The organism is Serinicoccus sediminis, assembly GCF_004153545.1.
Taxonomy (GTDB): Bacteria; Actinomycetota; Actinomycetes; order Actinomycetales; family Dermatophilaceae; genus Ornithinicoccus; species Ornithinicoccus sediminis_A.
Window position 1 is genome coordinate 1 of sequence record NZ_SDVA01000015.1, and the last position, 22,745, is coordinate 22,745.

Below are 22,745 nucleotides of genomic sequence, written 5' to 3' on the forward strand. Positions count from 1 at the left end.
CGAACCCGGAAGCTAAGCCTGACAGCGCCGATGGTACTGCACTGGGAACGGTGTGGGAGAGTAGGACACCGCCGGACCACCCTTCACGAAAGGGCCCGCCCACCAGGGCGGGCCCTTTCGCATGCCCTGGCCGTCTCGGGGGGAGTGTCCTGAGAGGATGAGGGGGTGGTCGAAGGAGGGGACTCATGACGTCAGGCAGGATCATGCACGGTCGACGCGTCCGCCGGCTGGCGGCGCGGACGCTGCCGCGGCCCGTGGCCGAGCGGGTGCGAGAGGTGCGCCGCCGACGCCGGCAGGAGGCGGCCGCGGCGCGCCGGGAGCAGCGTGCCGCCGAGCGGAGGGCGGAGCTGCTGGGGTCCGACCCGCAGGTGCGCGTGGTCGCAGCCGGCTCGTGGGAGGGCCCGGGCCGGGTGGTCGAGGACTTCACGACCGACCAGGCGCGCGAGCACAACCTCAGGCTGGTCGCCGACGTGCTCGACGCGGAGGGGGTCGGCTACTTCCTGGTGCGCGGACACTCGGCCCGACGGTGCGTGTTGGGCGTGCACCTGCGTGACCGGCCGACCGTGTTCCGGGCCATGCGGGCGCGTCACGACCTGAGCGCCGTCTGGGCGGTGAAGCCGGGTCCGGGCGGATCGGCCGCCGTCGCCTGCGCCTACGTCGACGGCGGGCTGGACAGCGGGATCAAGTCCAGCATGGTCGTCCGGTTCGCGGAGCCGCTGGTGTCCGGGTCGGGCCGGGTCGTCGGAGGTCTCGAGTTCGGCTGTGACGTCGAGTTCTGGCAGGACGCCGACGACCTGCTCGCAAAGGAGAGCGGCCGCCGTCGGCTGGACGAGCTGCGGTCGCAGACACCGCACCGGGCGCTGTCAGGTGCGCTGGTGGCCCCGCGGACGAACCGGGTGTCCGACGTGGTGCCGCGATCGGCGCAGCAGCCCGCCGTGGCCTGCGTCGGCGGACGTGAGGTCCCGACCTTTCAGCCGTTCACCTGGACGCTCACCGAGGACGTGAGCTTCCCGGTCGACGTGGTCTACACCTGGGTCGACGGAGCCGACCCGACGCACGCGGCCCGACGTGCTCTCTACTCGGGAGAGGCGCCGGTGGGTCTGGGCGCCAACGCCTCGAGGTATGCGAGCCACGACGAGCTGCGCTACTCGCTGCGGTCACTGCACATGTACGCCCCGTTCGTCCGGCACGTCTACGTCGTCACCGACGACCAGGTGCCGTGGTGGCTCGACGCGGGGGCCGAGGGGATCACGGTGGTCGACCACCGCGACATCTTCGCCGACCCGTGTGCGCTGCCGACCTTCAACTCGCACGCCATCGAGGCCCGTCTGCACCACATCCCGGGTCTGTCCGAGCACTATCTGTACCTCAACGACGACGTCTTCCTCGGGCGGATGCGCCGGGCTGAGGACTTCTTCCACGCCAACGGCATCGCCCAGGTGCCGTTCTCCTCCGCGCAGTTCGGCATCGGGGACACGGTCGAGGGTGAGGTGGCGCCGAACTCAGCCGGGAAGAACGTCCGTGCCCTCTTCCAGTCCGACTTCGGGCGGGGGATCACGCACAAGTTCAAGCACGCCCCCCACCCGCAGATCCGGTCGGTCATGACCGAGCTCGAGGAGAGGTACGCCGAGGTGGTGGACCGCACGACTCGGACCCGGTTCCGCTCCACCGCCGACGTGGCCATGGCCGGCACCATGCATCACCACTACGCGCTGTTCACCGGGCGTGCCGTGTCGGCACAGATCCGGATGCGATACGTCAACATCTCCTCCGCCGACGCCGTCCGTCGCCTCGAGCAGCTGGGTGCCTCGACCTCGGTCGACAGCTTCTGTCTCAACGACGTGGACACGCCGGAGGGATCGCGCGAGGAGGTCCAGGCGATGGTGGGCCGCTTCCTGGAGGAGCGCTTCCCGTTCCCGTCCCCGTGGGAGCGTCGACCGGTCTGACCGTCCTGCTGGGGACGACGTCTGCAAGTTCTTGCAGCTTCCTGTTGTGTTCTGTGCAGGATGGCTCTAGGTTGAGCAGCAACGTCCCTCAGCCCGACCCTGGAGACCGCAATGACGCGTCCGCTTCTCGCTGCCTGCGTGGCCACCGCCCTGCTCGCCACCACCGGGGCCGCCACGCTCGCCGGCCAGACCCTCGCCCCCGCACCAGCCGCGGCGCAGGAGCCGCGCACGGTCACCCTGGTGGGGGACCTGCAGGACGAGCTGGGGTGCGACGCGGACTGGGCTCCCGGTTGCGACGCCACCCGCCTCGACCCGGTGGAGGGCAGCCCCGACGTCTACCGGTCCACCTTCGAGGTCCCCGCGGGGCGCTGGGAGTACAAGGTGGCTCTCGACGGTGGATGGGACGAGTCCCACCCGGAGGGCAACCTCGCGGTGGAGGTGCAGGGGCCGGCCGCGCTCGAGTTCTCCTTCGACGACACGACCGACGAGGTCGGGCTGGTGCCGCTGCTCGACCCGCCGGACGCCGCGCAGGACGAGGCCCTCGCCGGGGAGAGCCTGCGGGCCCCGGTGACCCGGGAGCAGTTCTACTTCGTCATGGCCGACCGGTTCGCCAACGGCGACCCGTCCAACGACACCGCCGGGCTCGACGGCGACCGGCTGACCCACGGGTTCGACCCCACCGACAAGGGCTTCTACCACGGGGGCGACCTGGCCGGCATCATGGACCGCCTCGACTACATCGAGGGCCTCGGCACCACCGCCATCTGGCTGACCCCGAGCTTCAAGAACCGCCCGGTGCAGGGCAGCGGTGCCGATGCCAGCGCCGGCTACCACGGCTACTGGATCACCGACTTCACCCAGATCGACCCGCACCTGGGGACCAACGAGGAGATGAAGGCGCTCATCGACGAGGCGCACTCCCGGGGGATGAAGGTCTACTTCGACATCATCACCAACCACACGGCCGACGTCATCGACTACGCCGAGGGGGAGTACGGCTACGTCGACAAGGCGACCGAGCCGTACCGGGACGCGTCGGGGGCCGCCTTCGACGACCGCGACTACGTCGGCAAGCCCTTCCCGCTGCTCGACCCCGAGGTGTCCTTCCCCTACACGCCGGTGTTCCGGACCGAGGAGGACGCCGAGGTCAAGGTGCCGGCCTGGCTCAACGACCGCACGCTCTACCACAACCGCGGCGACTCCACCTTCGCCGGCGAGTCCAGCCTCTACGGCGACTTCATCGGGCTGGACGACCTGTTCACCGAGAACCCCGAGGTGGTCGACGGGATGGTCGACATCTACTCCACCTGGGCCGACCTGGGGATCGACGGCTTCCGCATCGACACCGTCAAGCACGTCAACCTGGAGTTCTGGCAGGAGTTCAGCCCGCGGGTGCTCGAGGCGGCGCGGACGGACAACGACGACTTCTTCATGTTCGGCGAGGTCTACGACTCCAACCCCGACTACCTGTCGGGCTTCACCACCGAGGGCGAGCTCCAGGCCGTCATCGACTTCGGCTTCCAGGCCCGCGCCATCGGGTTCGCCAAGGGGGGTGCCACGACCGACCTGCGCAGCTTCTACGCCCAGGACGACTACTACACCGACACCGACTCCAACGCCTACCAGCTGCCGACCTTCACCGGGAACCACGACATGGGGCGGGCCGCGATGATGCTGGCCGGTGACCACTCGGGGCAGGACCTGCAGCGCCGGGTCGAGCTGACCAACGCCCTCATGTTCCTCACCCGTGGCCAACCGGTCGTCTACTACGGCGACGAGCAGGGCTTCATCGGCAGCGGTGGCGACAAGGACGCCCGGCAGGACATGTTCGCCACCGAGGTCGAGCAGTACGCCACCGAGCCGGTCATCGGCGCCCCGTCCGGGGCGCGGGACCGCTACGACACCGGCCACCCGTTGTACCGCCAGATCGCCACGCTGAGCGACCTGGTCGCCGCCAACCCGGCGCTCGCCGACGGGGCGCAGATCCACCGCTACGCCAGCGACGACGCGGGCATCTACGCCTTCTCCCGGATCGACGCCGACGAGCAGGTGGAGTACCTCGTCGTCGCGAACAACTCCGAGGAGCCCCGGCAGGCCGAGCTGTCGGCCTACGGGCCGCGCACGATGTTCCGGGCCATCTACGGAGACCGTGGCCGCATCCTCACCGACGCCGGGGGCCGGCTCACGGTCGACGTCGACCCGCTGTCGGTCGAGGTCTACCGGGCGCAGAGCCCCCTGCGACCCCGGCGCGAGGCGCCCGCGGTGACGTTGCGCACCCCGTCAGCCGGTGACGTGGTGGGCGGTCGTGCCGAGATCGCCGCGGCGGTCCCGGAGAACGTCTTCGCCCAGGTCACCTTCGCCTACCGCCCTGTCGGCGTCTCCGACTGGACGGTGCTGGGCACCGACGACAACGCCCCCTACCGGGTCTTCCACGACGTCAGCGGTATGCCGCAGGGCACCCTGCTCGAGTACCGCGCCGTCCTGGAGGACCACTCCGGCAACGTGTCCGGGTCCTCCGGCTACGGCATCGTGGGGGAGCCGGGCACCGGAGGCGGTGGCGGCGGTGGGGTCGACCCCATCGGTCCCGTCGAGCAGCCGGACGCCGTCATCGTGCCCGGCAACCACAACGCGGCCATGGGCTGCGCCGGCGACTGGCAGCCCGACTGCGACGAGGCCCAGCTGTCGCTCGACGCCGCCGACGGCGTCTGGAAGCAGACCTTCGACGCCGGCACGATCCCGGCCGGCGACTACGAGTACAAGGCCGCGATCAACCGGTCCTGGGACGAGAACTACGGCGCCGGAGGCGTCCCGGGCGGGGGCAACATCGCCTACGCGGCGGACGGCGGACCGGTGAGCTTCTACTACGAGCACGCGCGCCACTACGTCACCTCGGACGCCGAGGGCCCGATCATCACCGCCCCCGGGTCGATGCAGAGCGAGCTCGGCTGCCCGGGCGACTGGTCGCCCGACTGCATGGCGCCGTGGCTCATCGATCCTGACGGGGACGGCACCTACACCTACGCGACCACGCAGATCCCGGCCGGGACCTACGAGGTCAAGGTCGCGCACGGGCTGAGCTGGGACGAGAACTACGGCGCCGGAGGCGCGCCGGGCGGGGACAACATCGGCTTCTCGGTGCCCTCGGCCGGGGTCCTCACCACCTTCAGCTACGAGCTGGAGACCCACGTCCTCACCGTCTCCACCTCGCAGGCGGGGGTCGCCCCCGACCTCACCTCGCAGCGGGCCTACTGGGTGGCCGACAACCTGGTCGCCTGGCCGGCCGACGACGTGGACGACCCGCGGCTGAGCGACTGGCGCCTGCACTGGTCGGCCGACGGCGGGCTCGCGGTGGACGCCGAGGCGGTCACCGGCGGCAGCAGCTCGGCGCTGACCCTGGTCCCGGAGGGTCTGCCGGCGCAGGTGCTGGAGGACTTCCCGCACCTGGAGGGCTACCTGGCGCTGCGTCTGGACCGGCAGAGCGCCCGCGCCGCCGACGAGATCCTCACCGGGCAGGTGGCGGTGGCGAGGTATGACGACCTCGGCCGGCTCGTGGATGCGACCGGGGTGCAGATCCCCGGCGTCCTCGACGACCTCTACGCCGAGAAGGCGGCCGACGCCGACCTGGGCGTCAGCTGGCGCGGACGCAGCCCGAGCCTGCGGCTCTGGGCCCCGACCGCGCAGGACGTCGACCTGCTGACCTGGCCCGCGGGCGGCTCCGGGGAGCCGCGACGGACGGAGATGCGCCGCACCTCCGACGGCACCTGGTCCGTCGCCGGCAAGACCGCCTGGACCGGCCGGGAGTACCTCTACGAGGTCGACGTCTTCGTGCCGTCGACCGGTGCGGTCGAGACCAACCTGGTGACCGACCCGTACTCCGTCGCGCTGACCCTGGACAGCCGCCGCTCGGTCCTGGTGAACCTCGACGACCGCCGCTGGCAGCCGCGGGCGTGGCGCGAGGCCTCGGCACCGCGGCTGGAGGACGAGGTCGACCAGACGATCTACGAGCTGCACGTGCGCGACTTCTCGGTGTCCGACCCCGACGTGCCCGCAGAGCTGCGGGGGTCCTACCTCGCCTTCGCCGAGGACGGCTACGGCCGACGGCACCTGGAGGCGCTCGCCGACGCCGGCATGAACACCGTGCACCTGCTCCCGACCTTCGACATCGCCTCGATCCCGGAGGCGACCGCGGACGCGGACGCCGTGCCGACGCCGGACTGCGACCTCGACGCGCTCCCGCCGGACAGCGAGGAGCAGCAGGCGTGCGTCATGGCGCAGGCCGACGCCGACGCCTTCAACTGGGGCTACGACCCGTGGCACTTCATGGCGCCCGAGGGCTCCTACGCCTCGACGACCGCGGCCGCGCAGGGCGGGACCCGGGTCGCCGAGTTCCGCACGATGGTCGGGGGCCTGCACGAGTCGGGCATGCGGGTGGTCCTGGACCAGGTGTTCAACCACACGGCGCAGTCGGGGCAGGGCGACAAGAGCGTCCTCGACAAGGTCGTGCCCGGCTACTACCACCGGCTCGACGACGTCGGCCAGGTGGAGACCTCGACCTGCTGCCAGAACATCGCCACCGAGCACGCCATGGCGCAGAAGCTCATGGTGGACGCCGTGGTGCTGTGGGCCCGCGACTACAAGGTCGACGGCTTCCGCTTCGACCTCATGGGGCACCACAGCCGGGAGAACATGGAGGCCGTCCGGGCCGCCCTCGACGAGCTGACCCAACGTCGCGACGGGGTCGACGGGACCCGGGTGACGCTCTACGGGGAGGGGTGGAACTTCGGCGAGGTCGCCGACAACGCCCGGTTCTACCAGGCCACCCAGGGCCAGCTGGACGGCACGTCCGTCGGCACCTTCAACGACCGGCTCCGCGACGGCGTGCGCGGGGGCGGGCCGTTCGACGAGGACCCCGGCGCGGAGAAGGGCTTCGCCACGGGCGGCTCGAGCGGCAACGACACCGACCTCGTGCAGCTCGGCCTGGCCGGCAACCTGCGCGACCTCGAGCTGCGCAGCCAGGAGACCGGCGAGGTGGTCACCGGGGAGCAGATCTCCTACAACGGCGCCCCCGCGGGGTACGCCGAGCACCCCGACGAGGTCGTGACCTACGTCGACGCCCACGACAACGAGACGATCTTCGACGCCCTGACCTTCAAGCTGCCCCAGGACCTGCCGATGGAGGACCGGGTGCGGATGAACACCCTCGCCCTGTCCACCACCGCCCTGTCCCAGTCGATCAGCTTCTGGCACGGCGGGGCCGACCTGCTGCGCAGCAAGAGCCTGGACCGCAACTCCTACAACAGCGGCGACTGGTTCAACGTGCTGGACTTCACCCGGACCGACAACGGCTTCGGCCGGGGCCTGCCGCCGGCGGCCGACAACGAGGACAAGTGGGACCTCATGCGCCCGCTGCTCGCCGACCCGGCGCTGGCGCCTGCCCCGGCCGACATCGAGCAGGCCTCGGCGATGGCCGCGGACCTGCTGCGGCTGCGCTTCTCGAGCGACCTGTTCCGGCTGGCCGACCCGGAGCTGGTCCGGGACAAGGTGTCCTTCCCCGTCTCCGGGACCGAGGACGGTGACGCCCAGGTGATCGTCATGCGGGTGGACGACACCGTCGGCGCGGACGTCGACCCGGAGCTGGACGGGCTGGTGGTCGTCTTCAACGCGAGCGCCCAGCCGGTGGACCAGGTCGTCCCCGACCTGGCCGGGGAGCAGCTGGAGCTGTCGCCGGTCCAGGCGGGCGGCGCCGACGAGGTGGTCAAGGACGCGTCGTGGGACCCGTCCACGGGCACCGCGACCGTGCCGGCCCGGACCGTGGCGGTCTTCGTCCAGCCGTGAGCGGCGGGGCAGGATGGGCCCGTGGAACTCGATGCCCTCGACCTGCTCGCCGCCCGTGCCCACTGGCTGACGCGTGACCTGGTCGCCGTCCCCGACCAGGACGAGGAGCCGCAGGGCGCGTCGTGGACCCTGGCGGTGGCGCCCCAGGGCGGGATGGACCGGCGGGGTCGGGGGGCGGCGGAGGAGCTGCCGCTGACCCCCCTCGACGGGCCCCTCCCCGCCGGGGTCGTCGCGAGCCGTCCGCACCTGGCGGCATACCGGGGCCTGCGGCTGGGCGTCGACGCCGCGGAGCGGGCCCGCACGCTGCTGACCGGGCAGGTCGCGCTGCTGTGCCGCGACGGTGCCGGCCGGCTCCTCCTGGCCACCTCTCTGCAGGTCCCCGGTGTCCTCGACGACCTGTATGCCGAGGCGGCCGCCGACCGGGTGCTCGGTGTCAGCTGGGCGGGGCCGCGAGGCCGCAGGGTTCCCACCGTCGCGGTCTGGGCACCCACCGCCCGCGCCGTCGAGCTGCTCCTGTGGGACGGGGTGCCCGACCCCGGCCGGGAGCGGGCGTGGCTGCCGGGCGGCGATCCGATGCGGATCCCGATGCGACGCGAGGACGACGGCGCCTGGACGGTGACCGGAGCCCCCGCGTGGGCGGACCGCTGCTACCAGCTCGAGCTCGACCACGTCCTGCCCCGCACCGGGGAGCGTCGCCGGGTCCGGTCGACCGACCCGTGGTCGGTGGGGCTGTCGCTGGACTCGCGGCACAGCGTGCTCGTCGACCTGGAGGACCCGGCACACGCCCCGCGCCGGTGGCTCGACGCCCCCCTGCCGACCGCTGTGCGGGCGGTCGACCAGACGATCTACGAGCTGCACGTGCGCGACTTCTCCCGGGACGACGAGGGTGTCCCGACGCAGGAGCGCGGGTCCTACCTCGCGTTCGCCGCCGAGGGGGAGGGTCGTCGCCACCTGCGCCGGCTCGCGGAGGCCGGGTTGACCAGCGTCCACCTGCTCCCGACCTTCGACCTCACCTCGGTGCCGGAGGACCCGGCCGCGCAGGCGCACGAGTCGGCCACCGCCCTGGCCGCACTGCCGCCGGACAGCACCGAGCAGCAGCGTCGCGTGCGCGCGCACGCCCCGCGCGACGCCTTCAACTGGGGCTACGACCCGTGGCACTTCCTCGCGCCCGAGGGCTCCTACACGAGCTCGCCCGGCCAGGCCCACGGCGGTGCCCGGACCGCCCAGTTCCGGACGATGGTGGCCGCGCTGCACGAGCTCGGGCTGCGGGTCGTGCTCGACCAGGTCTACAACCACACGACCGACTCCGGGATGCACCGCTCCTCCGTGCTCGACCGGGTCGTCCCCGGCTACTACCACCGGCTCGACGCGGACGGCCACGTCGAGACCTCTACCTGCTGCCAGAACGTCGCGACCGAGCACGCCATGGCGCGCCGGCTCATGGTGGACGGGTGCGTGCTGTGGGTGCGGCACTACCGGGTCGACGGCTACCGCTTCGACCTCATGGGGCACCACAGCCGCGAGGACCTGCTGGCCGTCCGGGCCGCCCTGGACGCGCTCACCGTGGAGCGGGACGGGGTGGACGGTGCCGCCGTGCACCTCTACGGCGAGGGCTGGGACTTCGGCGAGGTGGCGCAGGGAGCACGCTTCCGACAGGCCCGCCAGGGGGAGCTGGACGGCACCGGGATCGGGACCTTCAACGACCGCCTGCGCGACGCGGTCCGCGGCGGCAGCGTCCACGACGCCGACCCCCGCTCCGGGCTGGGGTTCGCCACCGGCGGCCTCGACCCGCGGCACACCGACCTGCTGCAGGTGGGCCTGGCCGGCGGTCTGCGGGCGTTGCGCCTGCGCTCGCAGCAGACCGGTGAGCCGGTGAGCGGCCAGGAGGTGGACTACGGCGGCCTGACCGGCGGCTACGCCTCCAGCCCGGACGAGGTGGTGAACTACGTCGACGCGCACGACAACGAGACGCTGTGGGACACCCTCGTCCTCAAGCTGGTCCCGGGGACGCCCATGGCGCAGCGGGTGCGACGCAACACCCTGGCCCTGGCGACCGTCACGCTGTCGCAGGGCATCTGCTTCTGGCACGCGGGGGCCGAGATCCTGCGCAGCAAGAGCCTGGACCGCAACAGCTACGCCTCGGGGGACTGGTTCAACCACTACGACCCCGCGCTGCGGGACAACGGCTTCGGCCGCGGGCTGCCGCCGGAGCCCGACAACGGGGCGCGCTGGGCCCTGATGCGCCCCTTGCTGGCGGACCCCTCGCTCGTCCCCACCACGGCCGACATGACCCTGGCCCGAGACTGCGCCCTCGACCTGCTGCGCCTGCGGCGGGCCCACCCGCTGCTCCGGCTGGGGTCGGCCGAGGCGGTCACGGCAGCCGTCTCCTTCCCGGTGTCCGGGACCGAGCACGGTGCCCCCGACCTCGTCGTCATGCTGGTGGACGGCCGCCGGCTGGAGCCCGCGCCGCGCGGGGACGACGCGGTGCTCGTGGTGCTCAACGCCTCGACCGAGGCACGCACGGTGACGGTGCCCGGGCTGGCCGGTCAGCGCTGGGAGCTGTCCCCGGTGCAGCGGGAGGGTGCCGACGAGACGGTCAAGGGCACCCGGTGGCGGCTCGCCGAGGGGCAGGTGCTGGTGCCCGGGCTCACGGCTGCCCTGCTCGTCCGGTGACCGACGGCGGCAGGGGGAGCGCGCAGGTGTAGACCACCACCCGCCGGGCCTGAGGGTTGCCCTGACCGACGCGGCGGTAGCGCTCCAGCACCTCCAGCAGCTCGGCCCGCAGCGCGGTGGCCTGCTCCGCGGTCACCTGCACCATGTGGTCCTCCAGGCCGCAGGTCTCGCGCCACGCCGGGTGCTCGTCGTCCTTCCGGAGCAGCCAGCTGCGGGCCTGGTCGCCGAAGTACGCGAGGTAGTCCAGCGCCAGCCAGTCGGCCGCCTGGGCGTCGTCCTCGTCCAGCGGCTCGTCCTCCTGGCCCATCGCCGGCGCGAGGTCCAGGGCCCGCCACACCCGCCGCCGCCCGGTGCCGGTACCGGTGTCCTCGACGAGGCCCACCTCGGCGAGCTTGCGCAGGTGGTACGACGTGGCCCCGGTGTGGGTGTCGAGCGCCTGGGCGAGCTCGGTGGCCGTCGCGTGACCGTGCACCCGCAGCTCGGCGAGCAACCGGCTGCGCAGCGGGTGGGCCAGCGTACGCAGGGCGGAACGCTCGGTCATCTCAGGTCTCCTGCTGGAAGCTCTCGCGGGTCGTCCCGGCCCGGGCCGTGTCGGGGTTGGAGGCGAGGAAGGCGTTGACCCACCGGGCCGCGGGGTCCGCGTCGATGAGCACGGCCTTGACGAGCAGCGTCGCCGGCAGCGCCAGCAGTGCACCCACCGGGCCCAGCACCCAGGCCCAGACGATGAGGGAGATGAAGGCCACCGTCGGGGTGACACCGACCGCGTCGCCGGTGAACTTCGGCTGGATGAGGCTCTGGATGACGAAGTTGAGGGCGCTGTAGACCACGACGACGAGCAGCGCGTTGACCGGCCCGTTGGCCAGCAGTGCGACCGCCGCCGGGGGGACCAGGCCGATGACGAAGCCGATGTTGGGGATGTAGTTGGTCAGGAAGGCCACGACGCCCCAGGCCAGGGCCAGGGGGACCCCGAGCCAGAACAGCGCGACGACGTCCAGCACGGCGACGATGAGGCCGAAGAGCGTGGTCACGACCCAGTAGCGGCGGACCCCCTGCGCGAAGCTCGCCAGGGCGTGGGCGACGTTAGGGTGCTGCTCGTCGACGAGGGCCATCCGGCGGCCGGCGCTCATGGTGTCGATCATGAGGAAGAAGATGACGATGACCGTCGTCGTCAGGAGGCCGAGGATCCCACCCAGGTTGCCGATGACCCCACCGAGGGCACCGATGAGGCGGGCCGGGTCCAGCACCGACTCCAGCTGTCGGGTCAGGGTGTCCTGCTGCAGCCCGTAGCCCTCGAGGAAGGTCACGGCCTGGGTGTAGAGCTCGCGGTAGCGCTGGCGGTACTCCGGGGAGCTGAGCTCTTCCACCATGGCGGCCGCCGACCACCCCAGGGCGGTGAAGAAGGCGATGAGGAAGGCGAAGATCGCGCCGCCGGTGAGCACGGCGGCGATGATGCGCGGCACTCCCACGCCGACCAGCCATCGTTGCAGCGGGGCCGCGGCGAGGACGAGGTTGAGGGCCAGGAAGGTGGGGGCGATGTAGTCACGCAGCTGGTTCAGCCCGAGCAGGACGGCGAAGGCCAGCGCGATCCCGAGCAGCACCACCACCGCCCGCGGCCACGGCGACCCCGCGGCGGGCGTGGGCGTCGGCGCCGGGGGAGTGACCGCCGGCGGTGGGTGGCCGGGCCTGCTGCGACGCAGGGAGGGTAGGACGGGCACGGCGGGCTCCTCTCGACCAGCCTGAGGCTACGCCACCCAGGCGTCGATGCACAATAGTTGTGCACCAAGCCGCGGCCGTCGCCGGGAAGCCGCCCTGCATACCCCCGGTGACCTGCTGTTTCGTCCTCTTTGGGGGATCTGCGGGCGCTCGGTAGACTTGAACGGTTGCCCATCACCAACTCTCGAAGAAGGTAGGCGAATGCGCACCTACTCCCCGAAGGCCGGCGAGGTCACCCGCGCCTGGCACGTCATCGACGCGACGGACGTCGTGCTGGGCCGGTTGGCGTCCCAGACCGCGATCCTGCTGCGCGGCAAGCACAAGACGATCTTCGCCCCGCACATGGACACCGGCGACTTCGTCATCATCATCAACGCCGACAAGGTCGCCCTGACCGGTTCCAAGCTGGAGCAGAAGAAGGCCTACCGCCACTCCGGCTACCCGGGTGGGCTGAAGGCCGAGACCTACGAGCAGCTGCTCGAGAAGCACCCGACCCGCGCCGTGGAGAAGGCCGTCCGCGGCATGCTCCCGAAGAACTCGCTGGGGCGGCAGATGATCTCCAAGCTGAAGGTCTACGCCGGTGGTACCCACCCGCACGCGGCCCAGCAGCCCGCCCCGTTCGAGATCTCCCAGGTCGCCCAGTAAGGAAGCCGAAGGACCTATGACTGTCAACGACATCGACACCGCCGACGGCGCCGACTTCGACGAGAACGCCGTCTCCGAGTACACCACCGAGTCCTCCGCGGCTCCCGAGGCTGCCGCGCAGCGCCCCAGCGCGTCCTCCCCGGGCGCCGGCACCGGTCGCCGCAAGCAGGCTGTCGCCCGCGTGCGCATCGTGCCGGGCACCGGCCAGTGGCGGATCAACGGCCGCACCCTGGCCGAGTACTTCCCCAACAAGGTGCACCAGCAGATCGCCGCCGAGGCGCTGACGCTGCTCGAGCTGGACGGTGCCTACGACGTGCTCGTCCGCGTGCACGGCGGCGGCCCCTCCGGGCAGGCCGGTGCGGTCCGCCTCGGCGTGGCCCGCTCGCTCAACGGGGTCGACTCCGAGCTGAACCGCCCGGCCCTCAAGCGCGCCGGTCTGCTGACCCGTGACGCCCGCGTCCCCGAGCGCAAGAAGGCCGGTCTGAAGAAGGCCCGCAAGGCGCCGCAGTACAGCAAGCGCTGACCCCCCGCGCCCGGCCCCGGCCGGCGCGCGACGACGGCCCGCCCGCAGCCTGGCTGCGGGCGGGCCGTCCCTCGTCCCGACGCGGCGTCAGCGCAGGCTGACGTCGTCGACGAGGAAGGACGTCGCCAGGGTCGAGTCCTCGGCGGCGACCAGGCGCAGGGTGACGGTCCGCCCGGCGAAGGCGTCGAGGCTGACGCTGCGCTGGACGTAGCCCGAGGACGCGTCGAGGTTGGACCAGGTGCCCAGCACCGTCGTGCTGCCCCCGGAGACGACCTGGACCTGCATGCGGTCGTAGGCGCTGGAGGTCGTCGTCTCCTGGGTCACCACCCGCAGCCACAGGTCGAGGTCGGCCCCGGCCGAGGGCACGCTCACCTGCTGGGTGATGGCCTCGGTGCGGCTCTGGCCGTAGCCGACGAGCCAGGCCTTCGCGGAGCCGCTGCGCGCGGCATACCCGGTCGTCCCGATCGACGCGGTGTCACCGCTCCACCCGGTGGTCCCGGACTCGAAGCCGCCGTTGGTGATCGAGCCGCCCGGCACCGGGGTCGGGTCCGGGGTGCTGCCGCCGGACTGCAGCGCCGGGGTGTAGAGCAGCCGGTTCGGCGACCCCGACCCGAGCCCGGTCAGCTGGCCGGTGGTCGAGGCCCCGGTCAGCGCCGTGGCCACCTGCGCGGGCGACGCCGAGGGGTTGCCCTGCAGGTAGAGCGCCGCCGCGCCGGCCACGTGCGGGCTGGCCATCGAGGTGCCCGAGATGGTGTTGGTGGCGGTGTTCGAGGTGTACCACGCCGAGGTGATCGAGCTGCCGGGGGCGAAGAGGTCCACGCAGCTGCCGTAGTTGCTGAAGCTCGACCGGGTGTCGCTGCTCGTCGTCGAGCCGACCGTGATGGCGCTGGGCGCCCGGGCGGGGGAGACGTTGCAGGCGTTCTGGTTCTCGTTGCCCGCGGCCACGACCACGGGGATGCCCCGGGCCACGAGCCGGTCGACGGCCGCGTCCGTCGTGGTGGACGCCGGGCCGCCCAGGCTCATGTTGACGACGGAGGGTCGGGGAGCGTTGTTCGCCACCCAGTCCATCCCCGCGATGACCCCGGCGTTGCTGCCGCTCCCGCTGCAGTCCAGCACCCGCACCGGCACGAGCGTGGTGCCCTTGGCGACGCCGTAGGTGGAGCCGCCGACGGTCCCTGCGACGTGCGTGCCGTGCCCGTTGCAGTCGGTGGTGCCCCGGCCGTCGTTGATCGCGGTGTACCCCGCGGCCGTCCGGCCGGAGAAGTCGCCGTGGGTGGTCCGGATGCCGGTGTCGATGACGTAGCTGCGCACCCCGCTGCCGGTGGCGGTCCAGGTGTAGGACCCGCTGAGGGGGCGGGTGCGCTGGTCGATGCGGTCCAGGCCCCACGGGGGGTTGCTCTGGGTGGCCGACACCGAGACGACCGAGTTCTCCTCCACCCAGGCGACGTCGGGGTCCCTGCGCAGGTCGGCGAGCTGGGCTGCGCTCAGCTCGGCCGAGTAGCCGCCGACGGCGGTGTAGGTGTGCCCGACCCTGATCCCCTTGCCCCGCGCCTGGGCGACCTTCTTCTCCGTCGCCGCCGCGACGGCCTGCTGCGCCCGCTCCGAGGCGCGGTCGCTCGGACCCCGCTTGCTCTGCGCGGCGACGTCGAGGACGACGATGTAGGACCCCTCCACCGCCTCGGTGGTGCTCTCGACCAACGGGGCCATGGCGTCCGGGCGCTCGGGCGCCGCGACCGAGGGCACGGCCAGGCCGACCGCGGCGGCCAACGAGGCCGTGACGGCCAGTGAGGTCCTACGGGTGCGCTGCATCTCTGCTCCTTCATGAGGCGGGGCGTTCGCGACGGTGCGGACGCTCGGCTCACTGTGCGCCCCTGACGCTGCGTCAAGGGCGGCCGGGGTGACGCTGCAGACGGAGTCTCTACCGAATGCTGACCGATGCTTGACCCGGTCGAGACCCCGGCTTGACCTGGGCCCCGGAGCGGGTGGGGAGCGGACCCGCCGTCACCTGGGTGCGGCATACTGCCCTGTCAGCCCTTCGACCCGCAGCGAGACAGGAACAGACCATGGGACGACTCTTCGGCACCGACGGCGTACGCGGCCTGGCCAACAAGGACATCACCGCAGAGCTGGCGCTCGACCTGTCGGTGGCCGTCGCCCATGAGCTGGGCGGGCACAGCGTCTTCGGTGGCAACCGGGCGACCGCGGTCGTCGGGCGGGACCCGCGGGCGTCCGGGGAGTTCCTGTCCGCCGCCGTCATGGCCGGGCTCGCCTCGGCCGGGGTGGACGTGCTCGACGCGGGCGTGCTGCCGACCCCGGCCATCGCCTACCTGACCCAGCGGATGAACGCCGAGATGGGGGCCATGCTGTCGGCGTCGCACAACGCGATGCCGGACAACGGGCTGAAGTTCTTCGCCAGCGGCGGCCACAAGCTGGCCGACGAGATCGAGGACCGGATCTCCGAGCGGATGGGTGGTGGGTGGGAGCGTCCCACCGGTGCAGGGGTGGGGCGTATCCGGCCGTTCGAGCGCGGCGCCGAGTTCTACATCGAGCACCTGCTGGAGGCCGCACCCGGCCGCCTGGACGGGCTGCGCATCGTCATCGACGCCGCCCACGGGGCCGCCTCCGAGGTCGGGCCGGAGGTGTTCCGCCGCGCGGGCGCCACCGTCGACGTCATCGGTGCCGACCCCAACGGGCTCAACATCAACGACGGCGCCGGCTCGACCTACCTCGACCAGCTGCAGGAGGCGGTACGGCTGCGCGGCGCCGACATGGGGGTGGCCTTCGACGGTGACGCGGACCGGTGCCTCGCGGTGGACGCGCGCGGCGACCAGGTCGACGGCGACCAGATCATGGCCATCCTCGCGCTGAGCATGCGCGAGCGCGGGGAGCTGCGCGACGACACCCTGGTCGCGACCGTCATGAGCAACCTGGGTCTGCTGCAGGCCATGGAGCGGGAGGGGGTGCGGGTGGTCCAGACCGCGGTCGGCGACCGCTACGTGCTGGAGGAGATGCGGGCCCACGGCTACTCCCTGGGCGGCGAGCAGTCCGGCCACGTCATCATGCTCGAGCACGGGACGACCGGTGACGGTGTGCTGACCGCCCTCGCGCTCGCCCAGCGGGTCGTCGCCTCCGGGCAGGCGCTGCACGAGCTGGCCGGCGTCATGACCCGGATGCCGCAGGTGCTCGTCAACGTCAAGGACGTCGACAAGGACCGCGTCGGGCAGGACGACGGGGTGAGCGCCGCCGTCGCCGAGATCGAGGCCGAGCTGGGCGACCAGGGGCGGGTCCTGCTGCGCAAGTCGGGGACCGAGCCGGTCGTGCGGGTCATGGTCGAGGCCGACTCGCCGGAGCGGGCGGCGGACTGCGCCGACCGGCTGGCTCAGGTCGTGCGCGACCGGCTGGCGCTGTAACCCAGCAGGGTCTCGATCTCCTCCACGCCGGTCACCGGGCCGGCGACGACGCCGTCGGCGTCGACCAGGACCCCGGCCGGCCGCCACCCGGCCCCCAGCGACGCGTGCAGCCGGCCGGCAGGGTCCCACCACACGTCGGTGACCCCGGCCACGCGTGGCTCGGACCACGGCGGCTCGGTGTGCACCAGGTGGACCCCGGTGCCGGGGTGCTCCCGGCGCCACCCCGGCAGCCGTCCGAGCACCTCGAAGGTCGGCCCGCACCAGCAGGTCACCAGCACGAGCACCTGTGGCCCGGACAGGCCCAGGGAACGGAGGGTGACGACGTCCAGGTCGCGGTCGACCAGGGGGGCGTCGGGCAGGGGCACCGCCACCCACCCGGGCCGGTGTCCGGGCTCGCCGGGTGCCCGGTCCTGCGCAGGGGCGCGTGACCGGCCGGGCGCGGCCGCCAGGACGGACTCCGTGCGGGGACGGGCGGGGGCGGCCGTGCCCCCGAGGGCGAGGGCCGCCACGGCGCAGACCACGAGGGCGGTGGTCAGCCACCACCAGTCCGAGCCCGCGAACGCCCTCATCAGCCCCCAGGCGGTGTGCCCGAGCGCGGCGCCGACGGTCGCGGTCGCGGCGAGGCCCACCAGCAGCAGGTTGCGGACCAGGGTGCGCGCGGTGATGCGGTGGTCACCAACCCTGCCGAAGCACGCGCAGTCCGGCCGGGGGTCCAGGCGCAGGGCGTGAGCCACCACGGCCGTGAACGCGAGGCAGAGCAGCAGCGCTGCGGCGGCGCCGACGGCATACGTCGACACCCAGGGCGAGAGCAGCAGCACCGCGGCCCCGAGCTCGGTCCACGGGAGCACGCGCTCGACCATCCGCGGCCGGACGGGGGCGGGCAGGCGCAACGCCCGGACCATGTCGGCGGTGGCACCGGGGGCGGAGAGCTTGGCGAGGCCGGCCAGACCCAGGACCACGACCAGGGCGAGGACGGAGAGCACCAGGGCGGCCGGCACGGGTCAGACGAGCTGCGTGAGACGCCCCGTGTCGACGTCGTACCGGAAGCCGCCCACCTGCGCCCGGCCCTGGATGAGCGGGTGGGAGGTGACCCGGTGGACGTCCTCGGCGAGAGCGGCCTCCTGGTCGCTCACCACGTGGAATCGCTGCCACCAGGCATCGATCCCGGAGCGCTCGGTGATGGTCTCGCGCAGCTCGTTCTCGGTCTTCGCGGCCATCGCGCAGCGGGTGTGCGGGATGACGAGGATGCGCTGCACGCCCAGCAGGTGGACACCGAGGACCAGGGCCTCGAGCGCCGCGTCGGTGACCCGCCCGCCGGGGTTGCGGAAGATCTTGGCGTCACCGTGGGTGAGGCCGAGTATCTGCAGCGGCTGGATGCGGGAGTCCATGCAGGTGACGATGGCGACGCCGGCCCGTGCGACGCCGTCGAAGCCCTCGAGCTCGTCGGCGTGCGCGACCGCGAAGGTCTCGTTGGCCGCGAGGAGGTCCGCGAACGGCGAGCCCTCCCGGGCGTCCGAGGTGGGGGAGGAGGAGGTGTCCATGGCCCTGGATCCTAGTGGCTGCGGTGCCCTGGCGGTGGCCGTCGCGCCCTCAGCCGAGGGAGAGGTCCTCCCGGGTCGGGGCGGCCGCACCGGCCCGGGCCACGGTCCAGCTGGCGCAGGCCACCGCCCGTTCCAGCGCGGGCGCGATGTCCTCGAGCTCGGCCCGGGAGAGCCGCTCCCGGGCGTCGGTCGAGCCGAGGAGCCCGGCGTCCAGCAGACCGCTGACGAGCCCGGACATGAAGGAGTCACCGGCGCCCACCGTGTCCACGACCTGCACCGTCAACGAGGGCAGCTCCAGGGTGGTGTCGTCCCGCGAGAGGTGCACCACGGCCCCGTCGCCGCCCCGGGTCACCACCACGAGGTGCGGGCCCAGCTGGCCCCAGCGGTGCACGATCTCGATGACGTCCGCCTCGTCGTCGGTGCCGTAGAGCCACGCGACGTCCTCGAGGCTGGCCTTGACCACGTCGCTGCGGCCGATGCACTCCTCCATGCGGCCCCGCGCGTCCTCCGGCGCCCCCATGATCGTCGGTCGCGCGTTCGGGTCGTAGGACACGGTCGCCTCCCGCCGTGCCCGCTCGATGAGGTCGACCACGGCCGAGCCGCCCGGCTCCAGCGTGGCGGCGATGGACCCGGTGTGCACGTGGCCGACGCCGTCGAGGTCCTGCGGCCCCACCTCCCAGGCCAGGTCGAAGTCGTAGGTGGCGACCGCGTCGGCGTCGAGGTGCGCCGTCGCGGTGGACGTCCGAGGTGCGTCGTCGGAGCCGGGGGTGAGCGTCACGCCGTGCTCCTCCACGTGGCTCCGGACCCGCTCGCCGCGCTCGTCCTGCCCGAGGTATGCCGTGAGGCGGCTCTCGTGGCCGAGCGCGGCCACCCCGATGGCGACGTTGGCGGGGGACCCGCCGACGTGCTCGCTGCGCTCGCCGCCGTCGTGCGGGACGACGATGTCGATGAGCGCCTCGCCGACGGTCAGCACCGCCGCCATCAGAGGGCGTCCGGCGAGAGCGCGTCGGCGATGGCGGCCACCTTGTCCAACCGGTGGTGGGAGGTGATCTCCCGGATGGTGCCGGAGCGCGAGCGCATGACCAGCGACTGGGTGACCGCGGTCCCGGAGCCGTACTGCACCCCGTGGAGCAGCTCGCCGGTGGTGATGCCGGTCGCGACGAAGAAGCAGTTGTCGCCGGTGACGAGGTCGTCGGTGGACAGCACCCGGTCGAGGTCGTGGCCGGCGTCGACGGCCTTCTGCTTCTCCTCGTCGTCCTTGGGCCAGAGGCGCCCCTGGATGACCCCGCCCATGGCCTTCATGGCGCACGCGGTGATGATGCCCTCCGGGGTGCCGCCGATGCCGATGAGCATGTCGACCGACGACCCCTCCCGCGCCGCGGCGATCGCGGCCGCGACGTCGCCGTCGGTGATGAACCGCAGCCGGGCGCCGGCCTCGCGCACCTCGTGGGTGTAGCGGTCGTGCCGGGGCCGGTCGAGCATGATGACGGTGAGGTCCTCGACATACCGCTTCTTGGCTCGTGCGATCCGACGCAGGTTCTCCCCGACCGGCAGCCGGATGTCGACCCGGTCGGCGACGTCGGCGCCGACGACGAGCTTGTCCATGTAGAACACCGCGGACGGGTCGTACATCGTGCCCCGCTCGGACACGGCCATGACCGCGATGGAGTTGTCCATGCCCTTGGCGGTCGGGGTCGTCCCGTCGATGGGGTCGACGGCGACGTCGACCGCGGGGCCGTTGCCGTCACCCACCTGCTCCCCGTTGAAGAGCATCGGGGCCTCGTCCTTCTCGCCCTCGCCGATGACGACCACGCCGTCCATGGCCACCTGGGAGATGACCTTGCGCATGGCCTCGACCGCGGCGTTGTCGGCGAGGATCTTGTCCCCCCGGCCGACCCAGCGGCCCGCGGCCAGCGCGGCGGCCTCGGTGACCCGCACCAGCTCGAGGGCGAGGTTGCGGTCCGGGAGGACCTGGTCGGTGGTCTTCGGTGAGCGGTCGGCCATGAGCCCCTCCTTGGGCGAGACGGTGCAGACATCACCCTATCGGGTGCGCTCGCCTGACGGCCGGGACGGCGGAGGTGCGACGATAGGAGGGTGAGCACCGCACCGGACACCGCACAGGGACCGCCGGCCGCCCCGGACCGTCGCCGGCAGCGGTTGGCGTCCTACTCGGTGCGCAACATGGTCTATTCCACCCTGCTCGTGCTCGCCGTCGTCCTGGTGTGGTGGTCGCTCACCTACAACCCGGACGAGCAGGAGCCGCGCCGGGTGGAGGTGGGGGCGACGGCGTCGTATGCCGTGGCCCAGGCGGACTGGCCGGTGTGGGTGCCGGACCTCGGTGAGGACTGGAGCCCGACCGTCGTCTGGTTCGAGCCGCTGGCGGAGGTGCCCACGTGGCACGTCTCGTACGTCACGCCGCAGGGGGAGTACCTCGCGCTGCACCAGGCGGCCGACGTGAACCAGGCCTGGCAGGACGAGGTGCTGGCCGGTGCGGAGCAGGTCGGCGAGACCGACCTGGCCGGGCCGACGGGGGAGCACACGTGGCAGGTGTGGGAGGCCGACTCGGGCAACGCCGAGAACGGCTGGCTGCTGGGCCCGCAGGACACCGACGGGAGCACGGTGGTCGTGCACGGCACGGCCGACGAGGCCGAGGCGGTCGAGCTGCTCGCCGGCCTCCAGGCTCGCGACTAGGTCGCCGGACCCGGTTCAGCCCGTCGCGTCGGCGTCGGCGTCGGCGGAGTCGGTGGCGCCAGCGTCCTCGCCCCGTCCGGTCGCCCGGTCCAGGGTCTCCTGGGCGGCGTCCAGCTTGCTCTGGCAGTGGGAGGCGAGCTCCTCGCCGCGCTCCCATAGGCCCATGGCCTCCTCGAGCGGCACCTGCCCGGACTCGATGCGGGCCACCAGCGCCACCAGCTCGTCGCGGGCCTGCTCGTAGCTCAGGTCGTCCACCGGGGGCAGGTCTGCGGTCGTCAGGCTGTCGTCGGAAGTCACCGGTCCACCGTACGCGGCCCCACGGCGCCGGGGGGTCTAGCTAGGACGTCCCACGAAGCACACCCTCACCACTGGTCGCACGCTGCGGGGAAGTGCGCATCAGCGGGCGTCATATCGCCGCCCAACCGCACTGTCGCCGCACCGCGAGGCCCCTGTGGTCGCTGTGCCGCCTGTGGCCGGCGTCCGGCGCCTACCGGGTGACGGGCCGCACCGCGAAGTCGCCGCGGGCCACGGTGACGCGCAGCATCTCCTGCCCGTCGACCTCGTCCCGGTCGCGGACGATGGTGCCGTCGCCGTGACGCACCACGGCATACCCGCGCTCCAGCGTGTGCTGCGGGGAGACCGCCCGCAGGTGCCGGACGAGCTGGTCGCTGCGGTCACGCTCGCGGTCCAGCCGGGACGCGAGCGCCGTGCGGCCCCGAGCGTGCAGCTCGGAGACCTCGCGGCGGTGCTGCGCGACGATCGCGGCGCGGTCGGCCATGACCGGGCGGGCCATGAGATCACGGAGGCGCTCGCGCTCGCGGTCGAGCCGGGTGAGCAGGGCGCGCCGGGCCCGTGCGGTGACGGTCCGCAGCCCGGCGAGCTCGTCCGCGACGTCCGGGACCACGGCGGCGGCGGCGTGCGTGGGGGTGGAGGCCCGCAGGTCGGCCACGAAGTCCAGCAGCGGGGTGTCGCTCTCGTGCCCGATCGCGGACACGACGGGGGTGCGGGCCGCCGCCACGGCCCGCACGAGCGCCTCGTTGGAGAAGGGGAGCAGGTCCTCGAACGAGCCGCCGCCGCGGGCGATGACGATGACCTCCACCTCGGGGTGGCCGTCGAGCTCGCGCAGGGCCTCGGTGACCGCGGTGACGGTCTCGGCGCCCTGCACCGGCACCTGTCGGACGTCGACGACCGCGGCGGGCCAGCGCCGCGCGACCCCTGCCAGCACGTCGCGCTCGGCGGCGGTGGCGCGCCCGGTGACCAGCCCGATGCGCCGCGGCAGGAAGGGCAGCGGGCGCTTGCGCTCGGCGTCGAAGACGCCCTCGCTGCGCAGGAGCTGGCGCAGGTGCTCGAGCCGGGCGAGCAGCTCGCCGACGCCGACGTGGCGCATCTGTCGCGCCTCCATCTGCAGGGTCCCGCGCTTGGTCCAGAACGTCGGCTTGGCGTGCACGACGACCCGGGCGCCCGTCTCCGCCGGCGCGGGCATGGCGTCGAGCGCGCCGGTGGGGATGGCCACCGAGAGCGACATGTCGACGTCGGTGTCGCGCAGGGTGAGGAAGGCCGTGGACATGCCCGGGCGGCGGTTGAGCTGCACGATCTGCCCCTCGACCCACAGCGGCGACATCTTGTCGACGTAGTCGCTGATCTTCATCGACAGGGTGCGCACCGGCCACGGGGTGGACGCGGTGGTCTCCCGCGCGGTGGGCGGCAGCTGGGGTGAGGGCACCGCCTCAGGGTATGCCGCGCCCGCTCGCCGACCGTGGACCTGCGG

General features: G+C 72.8%; 16 protein-coding genes and 1 rRNA gene. 8 read left to right on the plus strand and 9 right to left on the minus strand.

Annotation, left to right across the window (positions count from 1 at the left end):
- The 4 genes from rrf to pulA (EUS26_RS13270) form a co-directional block, all read left to right on the plus strand.
- Positions 1 to 77 (plus strand): 5S ribosomal RNA (rrf, locus tag EUS26_RS17710); the annotation flags it as partial.
- A 108-nt stretch (positions 78 to 185) separates the two neighbouring features.
- A complete protein-coding gene (locus EUS26_RS13260; RefSeq protein ID WP_238148983.1) occupies positions 186 to 1,946 on the plus strand; it encodes a stealth family protein in 1,761 nt (586 codons plus the stop codon).
- Positions 1,947 to 2,057: 111 nt separating this feature from the next.
- Positions 2,058 to 7,781, plus strand: coding sequence for a pullulanase-type alpha-1,6-glucosidase (pulA, locus tag EUS26_RS13265; protein WP_130014304.1), 5,724 nt, complete (start codon positions 2,058 to 2,060; stop codon positions 7,779 to 7,781).
- A 21-nt stretch (positions 7,782 to 7,802) separates the two neighbouring features.
- Positions 7,803 to 10,454, plus strand: a complete 2,652-nt coding sequence (gene pulA / locus EUS26_RS13270; RefSeq protein ID WP_130014305.1) for a pullulanase-type alpha-1,6-glucosidase — start codon at positions 7,803 to 7,805, stop codon at positions 10,452 to 10,454.
- Here pulA (EUS26_RS13270) and EUS26_RS13275 read toward each other — a convergent pair.
- Positions 10,429 to 10,995: a winged helix-turn-helix domain-containing protein gene (locus EUS26_RS13275; RefSeq protein WP_130014306.1), complete on the minus strand. Its 567-nt coding sequence runs from the start codon at positions 10,993 to 10,995 to the stop codon at positions 10,429 to 10,431. The genes pulA (EUS26_RS13270) and EUS26_RS13275 overlap by 26 nt on opposite strands.
- A 1-nt stretch (position 10,996) precedes the next feature.
- Complete coding sequence (locus tag EUS26_RS13280; RefSeq protein WP_130014307.1) at positions 10,997 to 12,169, minus strand: AI-2E family transporter; 1,173 nt, start codon at positions 12,167 to 12,169, stop codon at positions 10,997 to 10,999.
- Positions 12,170 to 12,368: 199 nt separating this feature from the next.
- Here EUS26_RS13280 and rplM point away from each other — a divergent pair, with 199 nt between their 5' ends.
- Positions 12,369 to 12,812 carry a 50S ribosomal protein L13 gene (gene rplM / locus EUS26_RS13285; RefSeq protein WP_130014308.1) on the plus strand — a complete coding sequence of 148 codons (444 nt, stop codon included), beginning with the start codon at positions 12,369 to 12,371 and terminating at the stop codon, positions 12,810 to 12,812.
- Positions 12,813 to 12,828: 16 nt separating this feature from the next.
- Positions 12,829 to 13,335 (plus strand): 30S ribosomal protein S9, encoded by a 507-nt coding sequence (gene rpsI / locus EUS26_RS13290; protein WP_130014309.1) that lies wholly within the window; start codon positions 12,829 to 12,831, stop codon positions 13,333 to 13,335.
- An 87-nt stretch (positions 13,336 to 13,422) separates the two neighbouring features.
- Here the strand turns inward: rpsI and EUS26_RS13295 are convergent, their stop codons facing one another.
- Entirely contained in the window at positions 13,423 to 15,144 is a 1,722-nt protein-coding gene (locus EUS26_RS13295) for a S8 family peptidase (RefSeq protein ID WP_130014310.1), read from the minus strand.
- Between the two features lie 254 nt (positions 15,145 to 15,398).
- Here EUS26_RS13295 and glmM point away from each other — a divergent pair, with 254 nt between their 5' ends.
- Complete coding sequence (gene glmM, locus EUS26_RS13300; RefSeq protein ID WP_130014311.1) at positions 15,399 to 16,745, plus strand: phosphoglucosamine mutase; 1,347 nt, start codon at positions 15,399 to 15,401, stop codon at positions 16,743 to 16,745.
- Here the strand turns inward: glmM and EUS26_RS13305 are convergent.
- Genes EUS26_RS13305 through glpX form a run of 4 tightly spaced genes read right to left on the minus strand, consistent with a single transcriptional unit; the run spans position 16,715 to position 20,290 of the window.
- Positions 16,715 to 17,743, minus strand: a complete 1,029-nt coding sequence (locus tag EUS26_RS13305) for a MauE/DoxX family redox-associated membrane protein (protein WP_130014312.1) — start codon at positions 17,741 to 17,743, stop codon at positions 16,715 to 16,717. The genes glmM and EUS26_RS13305 overlap by 31 nt on opposite strands.
- Before the next feature lie 3 nt (positions 17,744 to 17,746).
- On the minus strand, positions 17,747 to 18,286 hold the full coding sequence (locus tag EUS26_RS13310; RefSeq protein ID WP_130014313.1) for a beta-class carbonic anhydrase: 540 nt from the start codon (positions 18,284 to 18,286) through the stop codon (positions 17,747 to 17,749).
- 49 nt (positions 18,287 to 18,335) lie between these two features.
- Positions 18,336 to 19,268, minus strand: a complete 933-nt coding sequence (locus EUS26_RS13315; protein ID WP_130014314.1) for a carbohydrate kinase family protein — start codon at positions 19,266 to 19,268, stop codon at positions 18,336 to 18,338.
- Entirely contained in the window at positions 19,268 to 20,290 is a 1,023-nt protein-coding gene (gene glpX / locus EUS26_RS13320) for a class II fructose-bisphosphatase (RefSeq protein ID WP_130014315.1), read from the minus strand. The genes EUS26_RS13315 and glpX overlap by 1 nt, the downstream gene beginning before the upstream one ends.
- A gap of 90 nt (positions 20,291 to 20,380) precedes the next feature.
- Between glpX and EUS26_RS13325 the strand changes: the two genes are divergently transcribed.
- The gene (locus tag EUS26_RS13325) at positions 20,381 to 20,977 is read left to right on the plus strand and encodes a DUF4245 domain-containing protein (protein WP_130014316.1); all 597 of its coding nucleotides are present in this window, start codon (positions 20,381 to 20,383) and stop codon (positions 20,975 to 20,977) included.
- A gap of 15 nt (positions 20,978 to 20,992) precedes the next feature.
- Here the strand turns inward: EUS26_RS13325 and EUS26_RS13330 are convergent, their stop codons facing one another.
- On the minus strand, positions 20,993 to 21,274 hold the full coding sequence (locus EUS26_RS13330; RefSeq protein ID WP_130014317.1) for an exodeoxyribonuclease VII small subunit: 282 nt from the start codon (positions 21,272 to 21,274) through the stop codon (positions 20,993 to 20,995).
- A 190-nt stretch (positions 21,275 to 21,464) separates the two neighbouring features.
- On the minus strand, positions 21,465 to 22,700 hold the full coding sequence (gene xseA, locus EUS26_RS13335) for an exodeoxyribonuclease VII large subunit (protein ID WP_130014318.1): 1,236 nt from the start codon (positions 22,698 to 22,700) through the stop codon (positions 21,465 to 21,467).
- Between the last annotated feature and the right edge of the window lie 45 nt (positions 22,701 to 22,745).

Coding starts and splice junctions, on each gene's coding strand:
- pulA (WP_130014304.1), top strand. CDS start 2,058: ATGACGCGTCCGCTTCTCGCTGCCTGCGTGGCCACCGCCCTGCTCGCC.
- EUS26_RS13275 (WP_130014306.1), bottom strand. CDS start 10,995: ATGACCGAGCGTTCCGCCCTGCGTACGCTGGCCCACCCGCTGCGCAGC.
- EUS26_RS13310 (WP_130014313.1), bottom strand. CDS start 18,286: ATGGACACCTCCTCCTCCCCCACCTCGGACGCCCGGGAGGGCTCGCCG.
- rplM (WP_130014308.1), top strand. CDS start 12,369: ATGCGCACCTACTCCCCGAAGGCCGGCGAGGTCACCCGCGCCTGGCAC.
- glpX (WP_130014315.1), bottom strand. CDS start 20,290: ATGGCCGACCGCTCACCGAAGACCACCGACCAGGTCCTCCCGGACCGC.
- glmM (WP_130014311.1), top strand. CDS start 15,399: ATGGGACGACTCTTCGGCACCGACGGCGTACGCGGCCTGGCCAACAAG.
- EUS26_RS13295 (WP_130014310.1), bottom strand. CDS start 15,144: ATGCAGCGCACCCGTAGGACCTCACTGGCCGTCACGGCCTCGTTGGCC.
- EUS26_RS13260 (WP_238148983.1), top strand. CDS start 186: ATGACGTCAGGCAGGATCATGCACGGTCGACGCGTCCGCCGGCTGGCG.
- rpsI (WP_130014309.1), top strand. CDS start 12,829: ATGACTGTCAACGACATCGACACCGCCGACGGCGCCGACTTCGACGAG.
- EUS26_RS13315 (WP_130014314.1), bottom strand. CDS start 19,268: ATGGCGGCGGTGCTGACCGTCGGCGAGGCGCTCATCGACATCGTCGTC.